General features: G+C 46.0%; 15 protein-coding genes. 11 read left to right on the forward strand and 4 right to left on the reverse strand.

What is annotated here, in order from left to right:
* Window positions 1–324: 324 nt before the first annotated feature.
* The 4 genes from E5354_RS02700 to E5354_RS02715 form a co-directional block, all read right to left on the reverse strand.
* Complete coding sequence (locus E5354_RS02700; RefSeq protein WP_168353807.1) at window positions 325–1,599, reverse strand: sigma-54-dependent transcriptional regulator; 1,275 nt, start codon at window positions 1,597–1,599, stop codon at window positions 325–327.
* Between the two features lie 86 nt (window positions 1,600–1,685).
* Complete coding sequence (locus tag E5354_RS02705) at window positions 1,686–3,041, reverse strand: efflux transporter outer membrane subunit (RefSeq protein ID WP_135946331.1); 1,356 nt, start codon at window positions 3,039–3,041, stop codon at window positions 1,686–1,688.
* Complete coding sequence (locus E5354_RS02710) at window positions 3,038–6,172, reverse strand: efflux RND transporter permease subunit (protein WP_135946332.1); 3,135 nt, start codon at window positions 6,170–6,172, stop codon at window positions 3,038–3,040. The genes E5354_RS02705 and E5354_RS02710 overlap by 4 nt, the downstream gene beginning before the upstream one ends.
* Before the next feature lie 4 nt (window positions 6,173–6,176).
* Entirely contained in the window at window positions 6,177–7,283 is a 1,107-nt protein-coding gene (locus E5354_RS02715; RefSeq protein ID WP_246863723.1) for an efflux RND transporter periplasmic adaptor subunit, read from the reverse strand.
* A gap of 433 nt (window positions 7,284–7,716) precedes the next feature.
* Between E5354_RS02715 and E5354_RS02720 the strand changes: the two genes are divergently transcribed.
* From E5354_RS02720 to E5354_RS02770, 11 genes are all read left to right on the forward strand, one after another.
* Complete coding sequence (locus tag E5354_RS02720; protein WP_135946334.1) at window positions 7,717–8,745, forward strand: sensor histidine kinase; 1,029 nt, start codon at window positions 7,717–7,719, stop codon at window positions 8,743–8,745.
* Complete coding sequence (locus E5354_RS02725) at window positions 8,742–9,476, forward strand: LytR/AlgR family response regulator transcription factor (protein WP_135946335.1); 735 nt, start codon at window positions 8,742–8,744, stop codon at window positions 9,474–9,476. The genes E5354_RS02720 and E5354_RS02725 overlap by 4 nt, the downstream gene beginning before the upstream one ends.
* A gap of 12 nt (window positions 9,477–9,488) precedes the next feature.
* Window positions 9,489–10,007, forward strand: coding sequence for a GNAT family N-acetyltransferase (locus E5354_RS02730; RefSeq protein WP_135946336.1), 519 nt, complete (start codon window positions 9,489–9,491; stop codon window positions 10,005–10,007).
* A gap of 84 nt (window positions 10,008–10,091) precedes the next feature.
* Window positions 10,092–10,880: a hypothetical protein gene (locus tag E5354_RS02735; RefSeq protein WP_135946337.1), complete on the forward strand. Its 789-nt coding sequence runs from the start codon at window positions 10,092–10,094 to the stop codon at window positions 10,878–10,880.
* Between the two features lie 5 nt (window positions 10,881–10,885).
* On the forward strand, window positions 10,886–11,386 hold the full coding sequence (locus E5354_RS02740) for an RNA polymerase sigma factor (RefSeq protein ID WP_246863724.1): 501 nt from the start codon (window positions 10,886–10,888) through the stop codon (window positions 11,384–11,386).
* A gap of 90 nt (window positions 11,387–11,476) precedes the next feature.
* Window positions 11,477–11,917 (forward strand): hypothetical protein, encoded by a 441-nt coding sequence (locus E5354_RS02745; RefSeq protein WP_135946338.1) that lies wholly within the window; start codon window positions 11,477–11,479, stop codon window positions 11,915–11,917.
* Complete coding sequence (locus tag E5354_RS02750; RefSeq protein WP_135946339.1) at window positions 11,917–14,385, forward strand: TonB-dependent receptor domain-containing protein; 2,469 nt, start codon at window positions 11,917–11,919, stop codon at window positions 14,383–14,385. The genes E5354_RS02745 and E5354_RS02750 overlap by 1 nt, the downstream gene beginning before the upstream one ends.
* Window positions 14,373–15,344, forward strand: a complete 972-nt coding sequence (locus E5354_RS02755) for a DUF4249 family protein (RefSeq protein WP_135946340.1) — start codon at window positions 14,373–14,375, stop codon at window positions 15,342–15,344. Before E5354_RS02750 ends, E5354_RS02755 begins: the two co-directional genes overlap by 13 nt.
* A 9-nt stretch (window positions 15,345–15,353) precedes the next feature.
* A complete protein-coding gene (locus E5354_RS02760) occupies window positions 15,354–15,881 on the forward strand; it encodes a hypothetical protein (RefSeq protein ID WP_135946341.1) in 528 nt (175 codons plus the stop codon).
* Window positions 15,882–15,903: 22 nt separating this feature from the next.
* On the forward strand, window positions 15,904–16,329 hold the full coding sequence (locus E5354_RS02765; protein WP_135946342.1) for a hypothetical protein: 426 nt from the start codon (window positions 15,904–15,906) through the stop codon (window positions 16,327–16,329).
* Window positions 16,330–16,386: 57 nt separating this feature from the next.
* Window positions 16,387–17,292 carry a DUF4848 domain-containing protein gene (locus tag E5354_RS02770; RefSeq protein WP_135946343.1) on the forward strand — a complete coding sequence of 302 codons (906 nt, stop codon included), beginning with the start codon at window positions 16,387–16,389 and terminating at the stop codon, window positions 17,290–17,292.
* Window positions 17,293–17,358: the final 66 nt, after the last annotated feature.

Below are 17,358 nucleotides of genomic sequence, written 5' to 3' on the forward strand. Positions count from 1 at the left end.
TTTGCCGGATTATAGTGGTGATTGTAGAAAGGTAAAGGTTTTTGGTTATTTTTCAGAGGTAATGTTAAGAGCAAAAAATAGCGTATAGAAACCTACGCTAACCATTGTCGGCTCTGCAATGCCTTGGACGATAGCTTGAGTGACTATACGCTATGCGACAAGCATAGCATAATCCTCACGCCAAGTTCGTCCTTTGTTAATTTTGCAGATTTACAATGGAACTTCTGCGGAAATTATGTTATCCTATATTGTTGAATGCGCCCGACTCTACGGGTGCTATCTTTGCTATTTACGTTGCAAAGGTACTAATTTTTAGCGAGGTAATCAAGACTGGATTTCACCGTTGCTGTCAATCCCGTACTTTTTGCGAAGGCTAATCAGCGTTTTCTCGGTGATATTTAGCAGTTTTGAGGCTTGCTTCCAGCTGCCACCTCTGTGGAAAGCTTCGATAATTTGGTCACGCTCCCTTTGAGGATTACGTAAACTCAGGTCATAAGTCACCGAAGTGTCGGAAAGGTTGAAAGTGATGTCTGCCTCAGTGATTGTATCGGTCTTGGCGTGGAAGGCGGCGAAAAGGACGATGTCCTTCAATTCGCGCACGTTGCCGAGCCACGGATAGAGTTTAAGTGCCTTTATTGCCGATGCGTCGAGCCGCTTACGCTCCTTGCCTGTCTTGGCGGCATAGGACTTCAAGAAGAAGTCGGCTATTACAGGAATATCCTCCGTTGTTTCTTTCAGCGACGGCACTGCGATGTCGGATTGTCGGAGCATATAGAACAGGTTTGCCCTGAATGACTTGTTGGCAACCATGCCCAACAACTCCGGCTCTGCGGTGCAGATGACGCGAACATCGGGGTGTTCCGTTTCAAGGATATGCAGCAACACCGATTGTTTTTCAAACGACAACAGATGCACATTCTTGATAATCATAGTGCCGCCTGCCGCCTTTGCGAAATAGCTCTTGATGCGGTCGTAAATCTCACTACGGTCTGATGCCGGGTCGTGCCTGCCGATAAATGCCGCACTGCCGGCCTCTACTATGGTGAGCGGTTTCTGCTCCCGTGAGCTGCGGAGATAGATTTGCCGTGCGATCTGTTCCTTGCCTGTGCCGCACTCGCCGAACACGATGGCATTTGCATTGGTGACGGCTATGGCTGACACCTTTTCCTCAACCGCTTTCCATGCCTCGCTTACGCGCGGGATTAGTTGATTGCCAAGCGTAAGAACAACGTGTTCCGGTCTGGCATACTTGCCGACGGTTTCCACAAGCTGCTTGTCAATGGCCGGACGTTGGATAATCGCCACCGCGCCACTGTCGCCCATGACTTCAATCAGCTCCATCGGGCTAAGGTTTTCCACTATGGCTATGACCGGGAACTTGTATCCCTCGGCATTGAGCCAGTTGATTAACTCTCTTGCAGTACCGTCGGACAAACGCATTGCCGTGACGATAACCGCGCCGGGTGGCAGCTTTGCCACCTCTACTTTCCCGGCTTCGATGCTATCGGTAACGACAGGCTCATAACCGGCTCGTGTCAACAAACCGTGCATAATTCGCCCGTCAGATGCAGACGCATCTACAATTAAAACTTTGTTCATAAATTGATATTTAGGTTGGGAATTTATAATCATTAGAAAAGGCGAGTTGCCCCGCCTTTTATGTTGTAATGATTGTATTGGCTTTATCATTTACCACCACCTAATGCGTGATATAGCGTGATAATGCTTTGAATGCGGTCATAGCGTGATTGAAGTGCGGTGAGTTCAGCATCAAGCAATGACTGTTGGGCGGTGAGCACTTCGAGGTATGTCATAGGACTGTGGCGCATAAGCAGTTCGGTCTTGCGCACCGCCTCTTTTAATGTCTCCACCCGACTGTCAGTAGTCGTTATCTGATTATCAGCTACTTGTAAGGCGGCTAGCGCGTCATTGACTTCTCTCCCGGCGTCAAGCAACGATTGACGGAACAGGAGCTTCGCCTCCTCCTGTTGCGCTTCGGCAATCCGTAGGTTGGCAATGTTCGCGCCACGGTTGAACAGCGGTTGTGTAAGCGAACCAATGGCGTTCAGTAGCCATTGGCCGGGGTTGGCTACAATACCGCCCCCATTGTTGGTCCAGCCTATTGTTCCCGATAGACTTATGCTCGGATAAAAGGCGGCACGGGCCACGTTGGTGGCATAGAATGCCTGTGCGAGATTTCGTTCCGCTTGTCTCACATCGGGACGGTTGGCGAGTAATTGCAATGGCACACCTGTGACAAGCGACTCAGGAAAGACTGCATCGACAAGCCTTCCGCGTCTGATCTCAGGATAATCCGATATGCCAATGAGCGCGTACAGCGAGTTTTCGGTTTGATTTATGCTTTTTTGCAGTGCCAACAGAGAGGATTCCAGAGAAAGCACATTCGCCTGTGCCTGAAGTACAGCGGCATCATTACTCTTTCCCGCTTTTTTCAAAGCCTCCATTGTCCTGACAGTCTTGCGCCATGTTTCCAATGTGCGGATATTCACACCGAGTTGAGCGTCAAGCATCGACAATGTGTAATAGCTGTTGGCAACCGTGGCGATCAGCTGGCTCTGTACAGCCTGACGATATGCCTCGCTGCTTTCCAACGCAGCCACCGCTCCTCGCTTGGCATTGGTCATCTTGCCGAAAATGTCAAGCTCCCAACTGGCATTGGCGCCTATATTGTATGTCTTCGAGGTTGAGCCGTCAAACCGTGCAACTCCACCTTCGGCATTCAGTCCGACAGAGGGGAGATAAGACAGACGTGCGTTAAACAATGCTGCCTCCGCCTCCTTCACTTTCAAGCGTGCAACCGAAAGGTCGGTATTGTTAACCAGTGCTGTATCAATAAGGGCCTGAAGCTCCGGCTCAGTGAACAGTTCACGCCACGACAGAGAGGCCAATGTGGTTGTGTCGGGAGTATCAATATCACGATAGCTTTCGGGAACGGATATTTCCGGCCGCTCATATTTTTTATAGACACCGCAGCTGCTCACGATGGCGGCCATAAGTGCCGGTATGATGATTTTTTTCATTTTATCTTTTCTGATTTTGTTCGTGGGAAAAATCGCTCCTGAAGATGCTGGAACACGATGAACAGAGCCGGGACAAGGAACAGCAGGGCGAGTGTGCCGAATATCATGCCGCCTATCACACCGGTAGCGAGAGAGCGGCTGCCGTTTGCACCCACGCCATGTGCGAGCATCAAAGGCACGAGACCTGCCACCATAGCAAGCACGGTCATCAGGATAGGGCGCAGACGCACCTTCGCCGCACTGTAGGCTGCCTTTGTGAGCGACATCCCCTCCTTCCGCCGTTTCCCGGCAAACTCTGTAAGCAGAATGGCAGTCTTTGCCAAAAGTCCGATGATCATGATGAGGCCTGTCTGCATGTAGATATTGTTTTCCAGCCCGAAGAAATAGGCGAATGCGAAACTGCCCATCAATCCGCACGGCACCGAAAGCAGAACAGCGAACGGCACGAACACACTCTCATACAGGGCACAAAGAATCAGATATATCAGAACCAGACAGAGAGCGAAAATCATTGTGGCATTGTTGCCCGACTTGCTCTCCTCACGCGAGAGACCTCCGAATTCATACGAGTAATTGCCCGGAAGCACCTCCCCGGCGGTCTCGGCAATGGCATTCAGAGCCTGACCGGAACTGTAGCCCGAAGCAGGGGAGCCGCTTATGGAAATCGCGTTGAACAGATTGAACCGTGTAAGGTCGGAAGGACCGTTGGACTTGGTCAGTTTCACAAACTGGCTCAGCGGAGCCATGCTGCCGTCGGAAGCACGGACATACATGTGATTTAGCGATTCGGGATTTATGCGGTATTCAGCGGGTGCCTGCATCGTTACATGATAGAGCTTTGAAAAGCGGTTGAAATCCGACACATACGACCCGGTATAATAGCCGGAAAGCGTTGAAAGCACCTCTGCCGGAGCCACACCGATGCGCTCACATTGGGCAGCGTCAATGTCAACCCAATATTGCGGATAGTCTGTTGCAAAGGCCGAATACACCTCGCCAATCTCAGGACGCTTGGAGAGAGCCGCAACAAATTTGTCGGCCTCGGCCTTGAACGCCGACACATCGCCGCTGGACCGGTCTTGAAGATAAAGCTCGAAACCGTTGCCCATGCCGTAGCCTGCAATCATCGGAGGTGACATCGCAAACAGAGTGGCATCAGGTATGTCGGCAGTCCCTTCATAAATTTTGCCGATTACGTCGCTCACCGACTGCCCCGGCTCCTTACGCTCATTCCAGTCTGCAAGGCTGAGGAAGTACATTGACTGGGAAGGACCGGAGCCTGTAAAGGAGAATCCGGCCACGGCTCCGGAATAGTTAATCTCAGGTATTGAGTCAAGCCGCCGGGTCACTTTATCCATTATAGCTCCGTTGCGTGCCATAGAGGTGCCGGGCTTCGTGTTCATGCTTATCATCACAGTGCCGGTGTCCTCATCCGGTATCAAACCGGTCTTGGTAAGGTTCATGAACAATACAAGAAGCGCCACAGACACCGCAATTGTGCTCCACATAATCCACCTGCGGCGGATTATCATCATTACTCCTGCGACATATCGTCGGCTCATACGGTCAAACACAGCGTTGAATGCACGGCGGAAGCGGGCGGCAAAGTTGTTTTTCTGGTTGCCGTTTTCGTCAATGTAAGGTTTCAGCAACAGGGCGCACAACGCCGGGGAAAGTGTAAAAGCGTTGATTGCCGATATACCGACAGCGACAGCCATAGTGATACCGAATTGTGAATAGAACGCCCCGGATGTGCCGCCCATCATCGCCACGGGTATAAATACTGCCATGAATATGATGGTGGATGTCAGGATTGCCGACGACACTCCTTTCATGGCATCATCGGCGGCGAGCACAGGCGACTGGTAGCCTTCGTCGAACTTGGCCTGCACCGCCTCAACCACCACTATGGCATCATCGACAACCGTACCTATCGCCAGCACAAGTGCAAAGAGGGTGAGCAGGTTGATTGAAAAACCAATCAACGACATCACGGCAAAGGTGCCGATGATGGATACAAATATTGAGATTGTGGGGATAAGGGTTGACTTTATATCCTGAAGGAACACATAAACCACAATCACAACCAACAGGATTGCCTCCAACAGAGTGCGGGCCACCGATTTTATAGAGGCATACAGAAACTTGTTGGAGTCGGTAAGCACTACAAACTCCGCTCCACGTGGCAGGTCGCGCCCTATCTCATCAAGCACCTCATGGATTTCATTGATGGTGCTCGATGCGTTTGAACCGCCTTTCTGATTTATCATCACCATTGCCGCCGGGTGACCGTTGACTTCCGAAGAATAGTTGTAATATTCATCTCCAAGTTCGATTGTGGCCACATCCTTGAGCCGTAGCACGTCGCCTCCGGGGAGCGACTTGATCACAAGTTCGCCAAACTCTTCGGGTGTGCTCAGACGACCACGGTATTTCATGGTGTATTCACTGGCCCCGTCATAGTTCTGACCGAACGAGCCGGTGGCGGCCTCTATGTTCTGACGGGCAAGCACCGCCGATATGTCATCGGGAATGAGTCCGTACTGAGCCATCACATCCGGTTTTATCCAGATGCGCATGCTGTAGTTTGAGCCGAAAAGCTGGACTTTACCGACACCGCCTATTCGTTTGAGGCGCGGCTCCACATTGATTTTGATGTAGTTGTTCAGGAAAGTCTGGTCAAAACGGTCGTCAGGAGCATACAGCGCAAAGGTCAGCAACTCGGCGTTCTGCTGTTTCTCGGTGGTGACACCTATTTTCGTGGCTTCGGCAGGAAGTTGGCTCAAGGCTCCGTTGACGCGGTTCTGGACGTTCACGGCAGCCATGTCAGCGTTTGCCCCCTGTTTGAAATAAATATTGATTGACGCATCGCCAGTATTTGATGCCGTCGAAGTCATGTAGGTCATATCCTCCACACCGTTTATCGCCTCTTCGAGAGGTATGATGACGGCCTTTTGCACTGTTTCGGCATTGGCACCGGGATACGATGCCCACACGTTGATTGTCGGAGGCGCGATGTCGGGATATTGTTCCACCGGCAACGAAAATATGCCGATGATACCCATAAGAACAATCACTACTGAAATAACGCCTGAGAGTACAGGGCGGTCAATGAAATATCTCAGATTCATAAGTTCATTTCTTTATCTTGACCGACATTCCATCCTTGACGAGTCCCACGCCCTCGCTTATAATCACGTCGCCGGCCATCAGACCGTCGGTAACTACATAGGTCTTGCCGTCGTTTACCGAGCGCACTTTTATATATGTGGCTTCGGCCTTACCCTCGTGGACACGATATACAATAATCTTGTCCTGCAATTCGTATGTCACCGATTGCGGAATGACAATTGCATCTTTCTCAACATGCGGGATTATGACATTACCGACACCCCCGCTCCAGAGTATCCCGTCCTTGTTCGGGAAAGTGCTCTTTATTGAGAGCGTTCCTGTCTGCGGATTTATCACACCGCTTATCGACACCACGCTGCCGGGCGTGGCGTAGATGCTTCCGTCATTAAGCTGGAGTTGTATTTCGGGCATCCCCTCAATCATCTTAGCCGGAGTGCCGTATTGACCCATCAGAGACCGCATCTGGTTTTCGGTCATGGAGAAATAGACGTGCATATTTGTGTTGTCCGATACCGTTGTCAACGGTTGTGTGATTGTCGGCCCTACGAGTGCTCCGACTTTGAACGGCAATGTGCCCACAACTCCTGCAGCCGGACTTTTAACCTCGGTGTAGGATAATGAATTGCGTGCATCAACCTCGCCGGCTTTCGCCTGTTCGAGCGCGGCATTGGCGGCTGTCAAGGTATTCTTTGCAGTCTGCAGGTCATAATCCGAAATAACCTCTTCCTTGAACAATTCTTTTTTGCTCTCATAATCCAGCCTCGCTGTCTCTACCTGAGCCTGCGCCGCATGGACATTGGCGGTTGCCGTGCGCAAAGCCGCCTGATATGGTACTTGGTCAATTATGAACATTGGCTGTCCTTTGGCAACATGCTGCCCTTCCTTGACAAGCACACGCGAGATTGTACCCGATACCTGCGGATAAATCTCGATGTCCTGCTGACCTTGTATGGAGGCTGAATAACTCTCGTTTACTGTCATTGATGACGGAGAGATGGTGATTGCCGGGAATTCGGGAACGGTCTCTCCGGATTCGTCACCATTGTTCTTGCACGAAGTTAGAGCGACAGCACCTATGGTGGTCACTCCGATTAAAATTTTTTTTATCATATGGAAACTCATTATTTCGATGACGGGAGTGGTTGTTCAACTTTCAGTGTCACTTGTTCGGCTCTGTTCGCAGGGTTTAACATGACACTGCAAGATGATGTGACGCAGCACAACAGGAGCAGTATCAATATCAATATTATGGGGCATCCGCGCCGTATGTGAATATTCATAAATCTATTGTCCATTTTGATGTCGCTATTTTTTCGCAGTGCAAAATTATTGAGAATACCCATGCGTTATTGAAATATGTGGTCGAACCGTACAAATCGGCACTTGAACCGTCGTTTTCTGCACTTGAATCGTCTTTGGCTGACTGGTGACGGTTCGATGGCGGTTTTGGCCGTTTCACCCCCCGATTTTGACGCTTCGACAACTTTTATAACCTGATGCGATTGGGAATTCCCTAACTTTGCAGCAGTAAACTGAAATCACAATGACTACAATATTTACAAAAAAATCGATAATGCAGTGGTGTCGGCTAACACTGCTGATTTTCCTTTGCTACAATCTCCTGTGGATTCCTGTGATGGCGGAGGAAGAAAATTTCACGTGGACTCAGACCGTCAACAGCATTATATTGGATTTGGTGGCATGCGCGATAATTTCTTTTATAAATTGTATGGTTCTGGCCGTTCTACGACGCCGATTGGAGATAACTGAATGGACTAATAAGAGAATCACAGTCACAATAACAGGAATAGTGCTTTTCAACATGGCTGTATGTTTCCCCTTATCAGTGGTTAAATGGTGGCTCTACGACCGGATATTTCATAATTGTCCTTGGGATCTCGGAGAGAATTGGCTTGACAACTACGTTATGTCGTCGGTAATCTCAATCATCATCGTCAGTCACATGCTTATATGGGTAAATTCCGCTCTACGTAAGAAAGAAAAATTCCTCGCGGGTATGAAAATCAAGTCGCTTAAAAACCAGATAAATCCGCATTTTCTTTTCAACAATCTCAATGCCGGAATCTCACTGATAGATTATGCCCCGGATAAGGCAGTCGATTTTTTCACCTCCATGTCGAGGGTTTACCGTACAGTCCTTGACCATTCTATGGAAGCGATCCATCCCCTTCAGGATGAAATAAGGGATTTGGATCATTATCTGAATCTCCTGCGTATTCGTTTTGGCAATGCAATAAAGATAGACTATTGGCTGAATGACAAGGAAAGACAGATGATGATACTGTGTGGCTCTCTGCAAATAATATTTGAGAACATAGTCAAGCACAATCGTTTTTCCGTTGAAGAACCTATGTCAGTATCCATTCTGACAAAGGGAGATTCCCTTGTTGTAGTGAATGATTACCGGCCTCTAACCGACAATCCCGCCTCACATGGCATAGGTCAGTCCGCCCTCATCCACCGGTATGAGGATTTCGGCAAGACCAACATATCCTTCCGTCAGGAAGATGACAAATACATTTCCGAACTCCCCCTATTCCACGCAAAATGAAGATACTTGTCATTGAAGATGAACAGCCGAATTTTTTGAGGCTTAAGAAACTGCTCTCCGAGATAGACCCTAAATGTACCATAGATGGGCCGCTCGTTTCTCAAACCGCCGTAAGGGAATATTTCCTCCAAGGCTATGCCCCCGACATTGTGATTTCAGATATCCGGTTGAGCGATGGGCTTGTATTTGACGCATTCGATGAAATGAACGTCAACACACGCATCATATTCACAACCGCTTATTCTGAATACGCAGTCAAGGCGTTCAATTACAACAGCATCCATTATCTTCTCAAGCCGATAGTCAGGGAGGAGCTTGCAGCGGCTATCGATAAAGCCTTGAGGCAGAATCCCGAAAGGCTGTCGGATATACTGCCTCTTGCCGGACAACCCGTGCGCAAACGATTTCTTGTTCCTTGGCGTGACGGATTTGAAATTGTGAAAGTTGAAGACGTCGCATATCTCTCGCATGATTGCGGCACACTGCGGCTGTTTCTCAACAGCGGTGCCAGTTTCCCGCTTGAAATGACCATTGACGATTGCGAGAGTCAACTGCCACCGGAAATGTTCTTCCGTGCCAACCGTCAATATATTGTCAATATAAATTCCATAAGAAAGCTCGTTTCCTTTTGGGACAGAAAAATCAAAGTGGTCTTGACCGATTTCCCGGAAGTTGAGATACTCGTCAGCCGTGACAAGTCAAAGACGCTCCGGCAGTGGCTTGACCAATAAAAGTTAAGGTATATGGACAATCAGCAATTCAGACTGGAGATACTCTCAGCTTCCGACAAGGATATATTCATGGCAGAAGCACAGGCCGCGTTTCAGAAAGGTTTTGAGGACTATTATGGCAAAACTGATGATTTCGTTCTTCCTCTCAGCGATATTGTAAGTTCGTTCGATTGCAAAGGTTCGATAGCATATAAGGCAATACTAGACGGAGAAATGATGGGAGGAGCCATAATAGTGATTAAGCCGGAGTCCGCTTACGGGCATCTGGATCTCCTGTATGTAAAAACCGAAACACAAAGCAGAGGAGTCGGTAAGCGGATATGGCAGGAGATAGAGAGGCTCCATCCTGAAATCAAGGTTTGGGAAACCTGCACACCATATTTTGACAAACGAAACATTCATTTCTATGTTAATGTATGCGGATTCCACATTGTTGAATTTTTCAATTCACACCATTCCGAACCGGAGATGCCGGATAATTTTATCGGGGATGGCGGTGAAGGTATGTTCCGTTTCAGAAAAGAGTTGTGAAGAACACAAGCAACAAACAAATGGGATGATATTTGAGTAGGACTTTTTTATCTTTCCGGTATCTTATCAAAAAAGGCAATCATAATGAAATATATTCTATCCGTAATAATCTCCCTGACTTCTGTTTTTGCTCATGCCCAAACAGAAGCCGAAATTTATGGAAGAGAAACGAAAGGACATGACAGCATTCCTGTCAATCTGGATATTTCATACAAGGCGATGCCATCCTATTATTCATCTGAAAATCCTGCTTTTAAATACGTTTTTCCAAAACTATCATCATCTTTTTTTGCACGCAGAGAAACATCAGATTTGAAACTACCAATATGGACATTAACGCCGGGTCAGTCTAATGTTTTAGAGTGGAAAACGGGAAGTATTGTTGCATCCGGATTTAGTTCCATATATCCGGGACTGATGAAAATAGACAGCGGAAGCATCGGGATTCATCAACAAATTGGGAATCTGTCTTTCTGTGTTGGAGGAATAGCCAACAAATACGGCTATTTCAGAGGAATACACACTCAATATGGTCTTAATGGGAGCCTGACATATCATTTTTCGCCACAATTATCTTTCACTGGTTTCGGCACTTATTATTGGGGTAAACCTCCGGTAATGTCCAACGGACTGCCAATGCCTCCAGCAATGATTGGGTTTTATGGAGTGTCGCGTTTCGGAGGTTACTTTGATTATGAAGCTTCCGAACATTTTGGTGTGAAAATGGGAGGTCAGATGATTCAACAAGTCGGCACGGAACACTATGAATTTGAGCCAATCGCAACTCCATATTTGAAACTTGGCAATGGAACAAGAAAAATCAAAATAGAATTACCCGTAGGACAGATCCTATATAATGCTTTGAAAAAGTGACAATAATGACAGTACGGGAATTTGAGACATATTTCAGACGACTGTATTTGCCATTAGGCATGTACGCACTCCGTATCGTTGATAATGCCGACGATGCGGAGGATATTGTGGAGGATTCATTCATGAAGGCTTGGCAAAGTATTTCTTCCGGCACCGAGATTGCGAATTTCAATTCATATATTTACCGATGCGTGAGAAATGAATGTGTGAGTTTCCTTCGAAGAAAAAAGGAATTTGAAAACATTGATACAATCCCGGAGGTGTGCGAGGAAATCATTGACACCTCTTTCAGAGACGCAAGAATATGGAAAGCGATAGATGAACTTCCGGATAAATGCCGCGAAATATTCTTGATGAGCAAGCGTGACGGACTTTCAAACGCAGAAATTGCCGAGGAAATGAAAATTTCCATTAAAACCGTCAAGAATCAGATGACCAAGGCGTTTGCCCGGCTACGAGAATCTCTGTCAACCGGTCACAAACCATTCTTTCTACCTTTTTTATAAAAAATTTTTCGCGGATAGGACCTATCCATAATGGGCGCGTCATATAAGTGAGTGGGGACAAAAACCGGCTCACTTATATGAACAACCATTATGAAAGAAGAAGTATCCTACATAGCAAAGCGTTACCGCAAAGGCAAGTTCTCCGTTGACAAGGGTTGGAAACGGTTGAATATTAAACCAGCCTTCAAATGGAGCGGTCTCAAAATTGCGGCTGCCATTGCCTCTGTCGTTGTCTTATCAGCGACTGCGGCTGTCATATATCATCAGTACGACCTTAATACCTCACCTGACAATCAAGACAAGGAGGTAGTCAAATCTGTAGAACCGTTGAAGGTGGTCAAAGTCATCGACTTTGAAAACACGCCGCTTCCAACCGTTATTTCCAAGATAAAAGAGGTATATGGCGTAGAGGTCGTGAATGTTCCGGATAATGCGTCCGACTACAACCTTTCACTGCACTATGAGGGCAACGCCATTGACCTTGTGGCTACAATCAACGATATTCTTGAAACTCAAATGACAGTCAAGTAATGAAGCGTCTTATATCTTTGCTTATAGGCATTGTTTGTTGTGCTTCGGTAGTGACGGCACAGAATGTCACCATACGCGCAGTAAATCAGCCTGCCTCAACGGTATTCCGGTCTATTGTTGAACAGACAGGCAAAAACTTCGTGTATTCTTCGGAATTACTGAAAGATGTGAAAGTTACTGTTACAGCCAAGAATAAGCCTTTGAAATATGTGCTTGCCGAAATGTTTTCAGGAACATCCATTGAATATAAGATTAATGGTAACAATATTGTCCTGAAGCGTAAAAAGAAAATGGAAAAACCTAAAAAAGTCACGTCCACTACAGTTATTATCCCCACAATCAAAATGGAGGAACCTACAATAAAATCGACCATGCTCGACGAGGTGGTGGTCTTATCGCGTCTTGAAGCACCGCAAGTTGAGACCTCTGAAATAGGCGCGAAAAAGGTTACGGCTGATGAAGTGAGGAATACACCTGTCCTTTTAGGTGAGGCTGATGTTATAAAGGCTTTGCACACCCAGCCGGGTGTTACTGAGGGAACGGAGGGAATGGCAGGAATGTATGTGCATGGAGGTAATGCTGATGAAAACCTGTATATGCTCGACAATGTGCCTTTATATCAGGTTAATCACTTTGCCGGACTTTTTTCAGCATTCAACACTGACATAATCAGATATATCGACTTTTTCAAGTCCTCGATGCCAGCCAAGTATGACGGTAGACTCTCGTCATTTATGGATGTGCGTCTGCAAAATGGCAACCGCGAGGGACATCATGGCTCGGCACGCCTCGGACTCACATCCGGCGCTTTCAATATTTCCGGACCGATAGGTAAGAAAACGACCTACCTTGTCGGATTACGCCGTTCATGGTTTGATGTGCTTTCAATTCCATTTGTGGCTATTGCCAATTCTCAAAATGAGGATGAGAAACTACGCTTCAACTATTATTTCATGGATTTTAATGCCCGTGTTCAACACCGTTTCTCACCAAAGGCAACCGCCTTTGTAAGCCTTTATTTCGGTGACGACAAACTTAAAACGGGTACTGACGAAAAAGGAATGGACCAAAGTGATTCTTGGGGTTCTTTTGAAAATGACAGATTCGACATGCATTGGGGCAATCTCCTAGTCCATACAGGACTTAATTATCGCTTCAACCACAATCTTTCGTCGGAGTTCACTGCTGCCTATACTCGTTTTTTCTCAGGAATGAAACATGATCTCCACAACATTGACAGGATGCCCGGAGGCACCACTGAATCAAGATCCATTCTAAACACTGACAACAACATCAACGATTGGATATTTAGGGGCGATTTTGACTGGCGTCCGAATGACAACAACCGAGTTCGTTTCGGTGCGGGCTATACACGCCATTCTTTCCTCCCGGCACGTACCACGCGCGAATATAAGGCCGGAAATACACATACTTTTTCCCGGGACTCAACTTGGGCAAACGGAGCTAATGAAGTCAACGCATACATAGAGGATGACTGGAAAATCAATGACAAGTTTCGGATGAATGCCGGTTTTCACGGCTCCCTGTTCAATATCAGTGGTAAGACTAAATACGGATGGTCGCCAAGATTGTCATTCAGTTACCGACCTGCGCAAAATTGGGCTGTAAAATTTGCTTACGCCCGAACAACCCAGTACGTTCATCAGCTCAACCAGAGTTATCTTGCACTCCCTACTGACCAATGGATACCTATAAGTGGAAAGTTTAAGCCGGAGACGGCTGACAAGATTTCTCTTGGCGGTTATTGGCAATCCTCAGACAAGACTTATGCCATATCAGTGGAAGGTTACTACAAGTGGATGGATAATCTTGTCGAATATAAAGATGAATATTATCTGCGTCCACCTCTCGATTTATGGAACGCACAGCTTTGCAGTGGTAAAGGTACTGCGAAAGGTATTGATTTCAAAATTGAGAAGGTGTTTGGAAAAGTGACAGGTCATGTATCCTATTCACTGGCTTGGGCAGACCGTACTTTCGCCGACAAAAACGGAGGACGCACATTCCCCGCAAAATTTGATAACCGCCATACTATAAATGTAATGTTGAATTGGAAAATCAATGACAAGGTTCAGCTCAATGCGTCATGGGTCGGACATTCAGGCAACCGTTTCACTCTGCTCAATCAAGTGTGGGATGCCCCTGATTTTGATACTGCCGATTGGTCCGGCGGTGGAGAGTCTCCATTGCGTACAGGCATCAATAGTTATCAGTTGCCGTTCTACCATAGACTTGATTTAAGCTGTACCGTAAAAAATAAGAGAGGCTATTGGACTTTCGGACTTTATAACGCATATTGCCACATGAACACGGTGGCAGTGAAACGTGGAACCCGTGATATTACAGTGTCGAAACCCGGCGAACACTATATCACCAGTGAACCGGTGTTCAAACGTGTCAAACTTCTTCCTGTCATACCCTCATTTTCATATACATGGCTATTCTAAGAAAAATATATCCCTTCCTGATTTTACCGTTTCTCACAGGGTGCGAAGAAGTGTTTACACCCGACATGCCACATACTCCGGTATTGTGTGTAAACTCTTTAATAACAACTGGAGAACCGGTTGAAGCAGTTGTGTCCAAATCACGGCTTTATACCGACACATCCGATAAAACTGAAGTCAAGGATGCCGATTTGAGGATTTATGCCAACGGAGTGTTGCAGCTTGACTCGTATATTCCCAAAGAAGGTGACAATATAAGAATTGTTGCCGAGAGTCCTACTCTTGGTCGGGGTGAAGCAGACCTTTCCATGCCGATGTCCATAAAAGCACCCACCGCAACGTGGGAAACATACGATGTGAGTTGTTGGAAATCGGATAATGATGTAGTCTCCGTACAGTTCAAACTAAAGGTTGCTCTAAGGATAGAAGATCCCGATGGAGAAAACTATTATAAATTCTCATTCAACAGTGGTACTCAAACGAATGAAAATTCGGACAATCTTGATGCAAGCGGTAATTATGGATTTGAGATAAACTCTTTGGTCTATAAGATGGAGCCTATTTTCAGCGAACATATAGGCATTTTTGAGTCCATAATGGGTGGAGATGCGGATGGTTTCACATTCTTCTCTGACCGCCAGTTTTCCGGTAAAAGCTATACTCTTAATCTTCAGTTTGACAACTGCTGGTTCCGCTATCCAACAGGTGAAATACCTGAGTGTAAGGTCAATCTTATCATAAACTCAGTATCACCGTCATACTATAATTGGGCAAATTATGTATGGCAGCGTGACAATGGCACGCTCTCAGACCTCAGCGACTATGGGTTGGGAGATCCAATATGGGGATACAGTAATGTGTCTTCCGGAGCGGGCGTTGTGGCGGCTCAATCGAAATCAGTCTGTATGATTGATTTAACAGACTTCATTCTGAAAACAATAAACGAAACAATCAAATAGAAGCATACAATGAAAAAATCGAAAACAATCGGAATAATCTCTCTCATCATGATGTCTGTCCTTGTGTTCGCATCATGTGATAAAAATGGCTACGAGCCAATCCAAACATCTACTGACGCATGTCAGATAATAGTCCAATGTATTGACGGCAGTGGAAATAACCTTCTTGACAACAAGAAATTTGTTGACGGAATATCCATAGAAGGCAACGCGTCACACTCAAAAATCAAGTATGATGTAAGAAATGCAAGCGGTGGAAAATCATTATTCTTCACAGCAGAACTCCCGGATCAAGATGACATGAGGTGGTCAAAAGACAGGAAAGAAGCAAATGGTATATCTAAAATGACCATGAAATTCAACAAGCACAAGGTTGAACTGAAATGTCATATAAAATATATCGCCAACCGTCCTCCGGCAGTCTCTGGCGGCAAGGCCACACTTGAAGAGGTGTCTTGCAATAACCAGACATTCAAACGCTCAGGTAGTAGTGTGACTATTACATTACGTATGGATAAAAACGGAAAACTGATATAAACCTATAAATACAAATTTCAAAATGGACAAAATTAAATTCCTTATTGTCGCAATTATTGCGGCAATCTCATTCTCCTCATGCAGCGAGGATGAACCGGCAAAGATGCTTTGGGAGGTATCTGCCACCCCGGCAGAGAACGTAAAGGCTGTTTTTGATCCGAGTTTCTACCACCAGATTCAGATTACCGCAGATGGTGAGGGTGGCGAAGTTACCCTCAAATGCACCAACTACAAATCCCTCAATCTGGTTGGTGCTAAAAACAGTAACGGGGAATATGTTGATGCAGATTGCCACTTTTCGGCAAAAGTCACAGAGCCAGGAGTTGTCAAGATAATTCTTGACAAAATGCCGGAGGGCTTCAAAGAAACAAAATCATTCCTTCAAATAGACGGAACTGAGGGTAAGGACTCCAATTCAACAACCGTAGATATTACCCGTAAACCATAAGAACACTCCGTTTGGGTTGCAACGGAAAGTTCTCAATAACCAAACATATATAAATCAATGAAAAAGTTATTAAGCTATCTAACCATCACGATGATGGCTTTCGTTATTGCTTCGTGTAGCAATAACGATGAACCGCTATTTAATGCGGTCAGCGAAACCTCAGATTTTGAGGTTATCACATTGAGCGATTCTCCTGCTACCCGCTCAACTGGAGAATACTCAGCAAGTCAAATTCTTAAATTCAAAGACCAAGCTGCTTTCGACAGAACTCTTGCAAAGGTAAAAGAGATGGACGATTCCTCGAAGCGTACTTTCTTTAATGAAATAGGCTTTGAAGGGGCATATATGCTCTTGGATAAAGCTGATGAAGAATTGGACTATGCTTTCGATCTTGCGGAAACCGTGGATTCTATCGCGGGCATCAAAATCATTCGTGATTGTGTCGCCAAATATGATGGTATCCTTAAATTCAGCGATACTGACTTATATGATGTCACTCCTTGCCTGCCATTTAAGGACGAGAAGGCAGAACTACTCGGAAACAATGAGGGTAAAATAATGATTGGCAATCAACTTGTTGCACCTCAAGCTGCCCCGGGTCCAGTATATAATGGTGGGTTTATAAAATATAAAGCTGAAGTGAAGGTAAAAAATGGTAAATACACAAGTTACTTCAGACTTGGTCGTATCGGACAGAATATGGCTTTTGAGCTTGAAACATATCGTAGAATTGTCGGAATCAAAAAATCTGACAAAAAATGCTGTTACGATGGTGATTTGGAAATTTCGGGTAATGGTAAGTTCGAGAAAGCGCGAATCCACAACGGTAAAGGCGCATGGAAACTTTATTCACTGGCAAGCGTATACTCGCCTCGTGTAAATATGAAAATGACAAATTTTTCATCAACAAGGAACTCTAACAATAAGGTTTCAAAAACTATAACAAATATCCTTGTACAGTAAGTAGTATAACCGCAATTTCAGACATAAATAGCAACGAGGAGTCAACACCATAAGGTATTGACTCCT

The organism is Muribaculum sp. NM65_B17 (assembly GCF_004793735.1).
GTDB lineage: Bacteria > Bacteroidota > Bacteroidia > Bacteroidales > Muribaculaceae > Muribaculum > Muribaculum gordoncarteri.

Excerpts from the sequence above, each read along its gene's own strand:
- E5354_RS02700 (WP_168353807.1), bottom strand. The coding sequence starts at position 1,599 with ATGAACAAAGTTTTAATTGTAGATGCGTCTGCATCTGACGGGCGAATT.
- E5354_RS02705 (WP_135946331.1), bottom strand. The coding sequence starts at position 3,041 with ATGAAAAAAATCATCATACCGGCACTTATGGCCGCCATCGTGAGCAGC.
- E5354_RS02710 (WP_135946332.1), bottom strand. The coding sequence starts at position 6,172 with ATGAATCTGAGATATTTCATTGACCGCCCTGTACTCTCAGGCGTTATT.
- E5354_RS02715 (WP_246863723.1), bottom strand. The coding sequence starts at position 7,283 with ATGATAAAAAAAATTTTAATCGGAGTGACCACCATAGGTGCTGTCGCT.
- E5354_RS02720 (WP_135946334.1), top strand. The coding sequence starts at position 7,717 with ATGACTACAATATTTACAAAAAAATCGATAATGCAGTGGTGTCGGCTA.
- E5354_RS02725 (WP_135946335.1), top strand. The coding sequence starts at position 8,742 with ATGAAGATACTTGTCATTGAAGATGAACAGCCGAATTTTTTGAGGCTT.
- E5354_RS02730 (WP_135946336.1), top strand. The coding sequence starts at position 9,489 with ATGGACAATCAGCAATTCAGACTGGAGATACTCTCAGCTTCCGACAAG.
- E5354_RS02735 (WP_135946337.1), top strand. The coding sequence starts at position 10,092 with ATGAAATATATTCTATCCGTAATAATCTCCCTGACTTCTGTTTTTGCT.
- E5354_RS02740 (WP_246863724.1), top strand. The coding sequence starts at position 10,886 with ATGACAGTACGGGAATTTGAGACATATTTCAGACGACTGTATTTGCCA.
- E5354_RS02745 (WP_135946338.1), top strand. The coding sequence starts at position 11,477 with ATGAAAGAAGAAGTATCCTACATAGCAAAGCGTTACCGCAAAGGCAAG.
- E5354_RS02750 (WP_135946339.1), top strand. The coding sequence starts at position 11,917 with ATGAAGCGTCTTATATCTTTGCTTATAGGCATTGTTTGTTGTGCTTCG.
- E5354_RS02755 (WP_135946340.1), top strand. The coding sequence starts at position 14,373 with ATGGCTATTCTAAGAAAAATATATCCCTTCCTGATTTTACCGTTTCTC.
- E5354_RS02760 (WP_135946341.1), top strand. The coding sequence starts at position 15,354 with ATGAAAAAATCGAAAACAATCGGAATAATCTCTCTCATCATGATGTCT.
- E5354_RS02765 (WP_135946342.1), top strand. The coding sequence starts at position 15,904 with ATGGACAAAATTAAATTCCTTATTGTCGCAATTATTGCGGCAATCTCA.
- E5354_RS02770 (WP_135946343.1), top strand. The coding sequence starts at position 16,387 with ATGAAAAAGTTATTAAGCTATCTAACCATCACGATGATGGCTTTCGTT.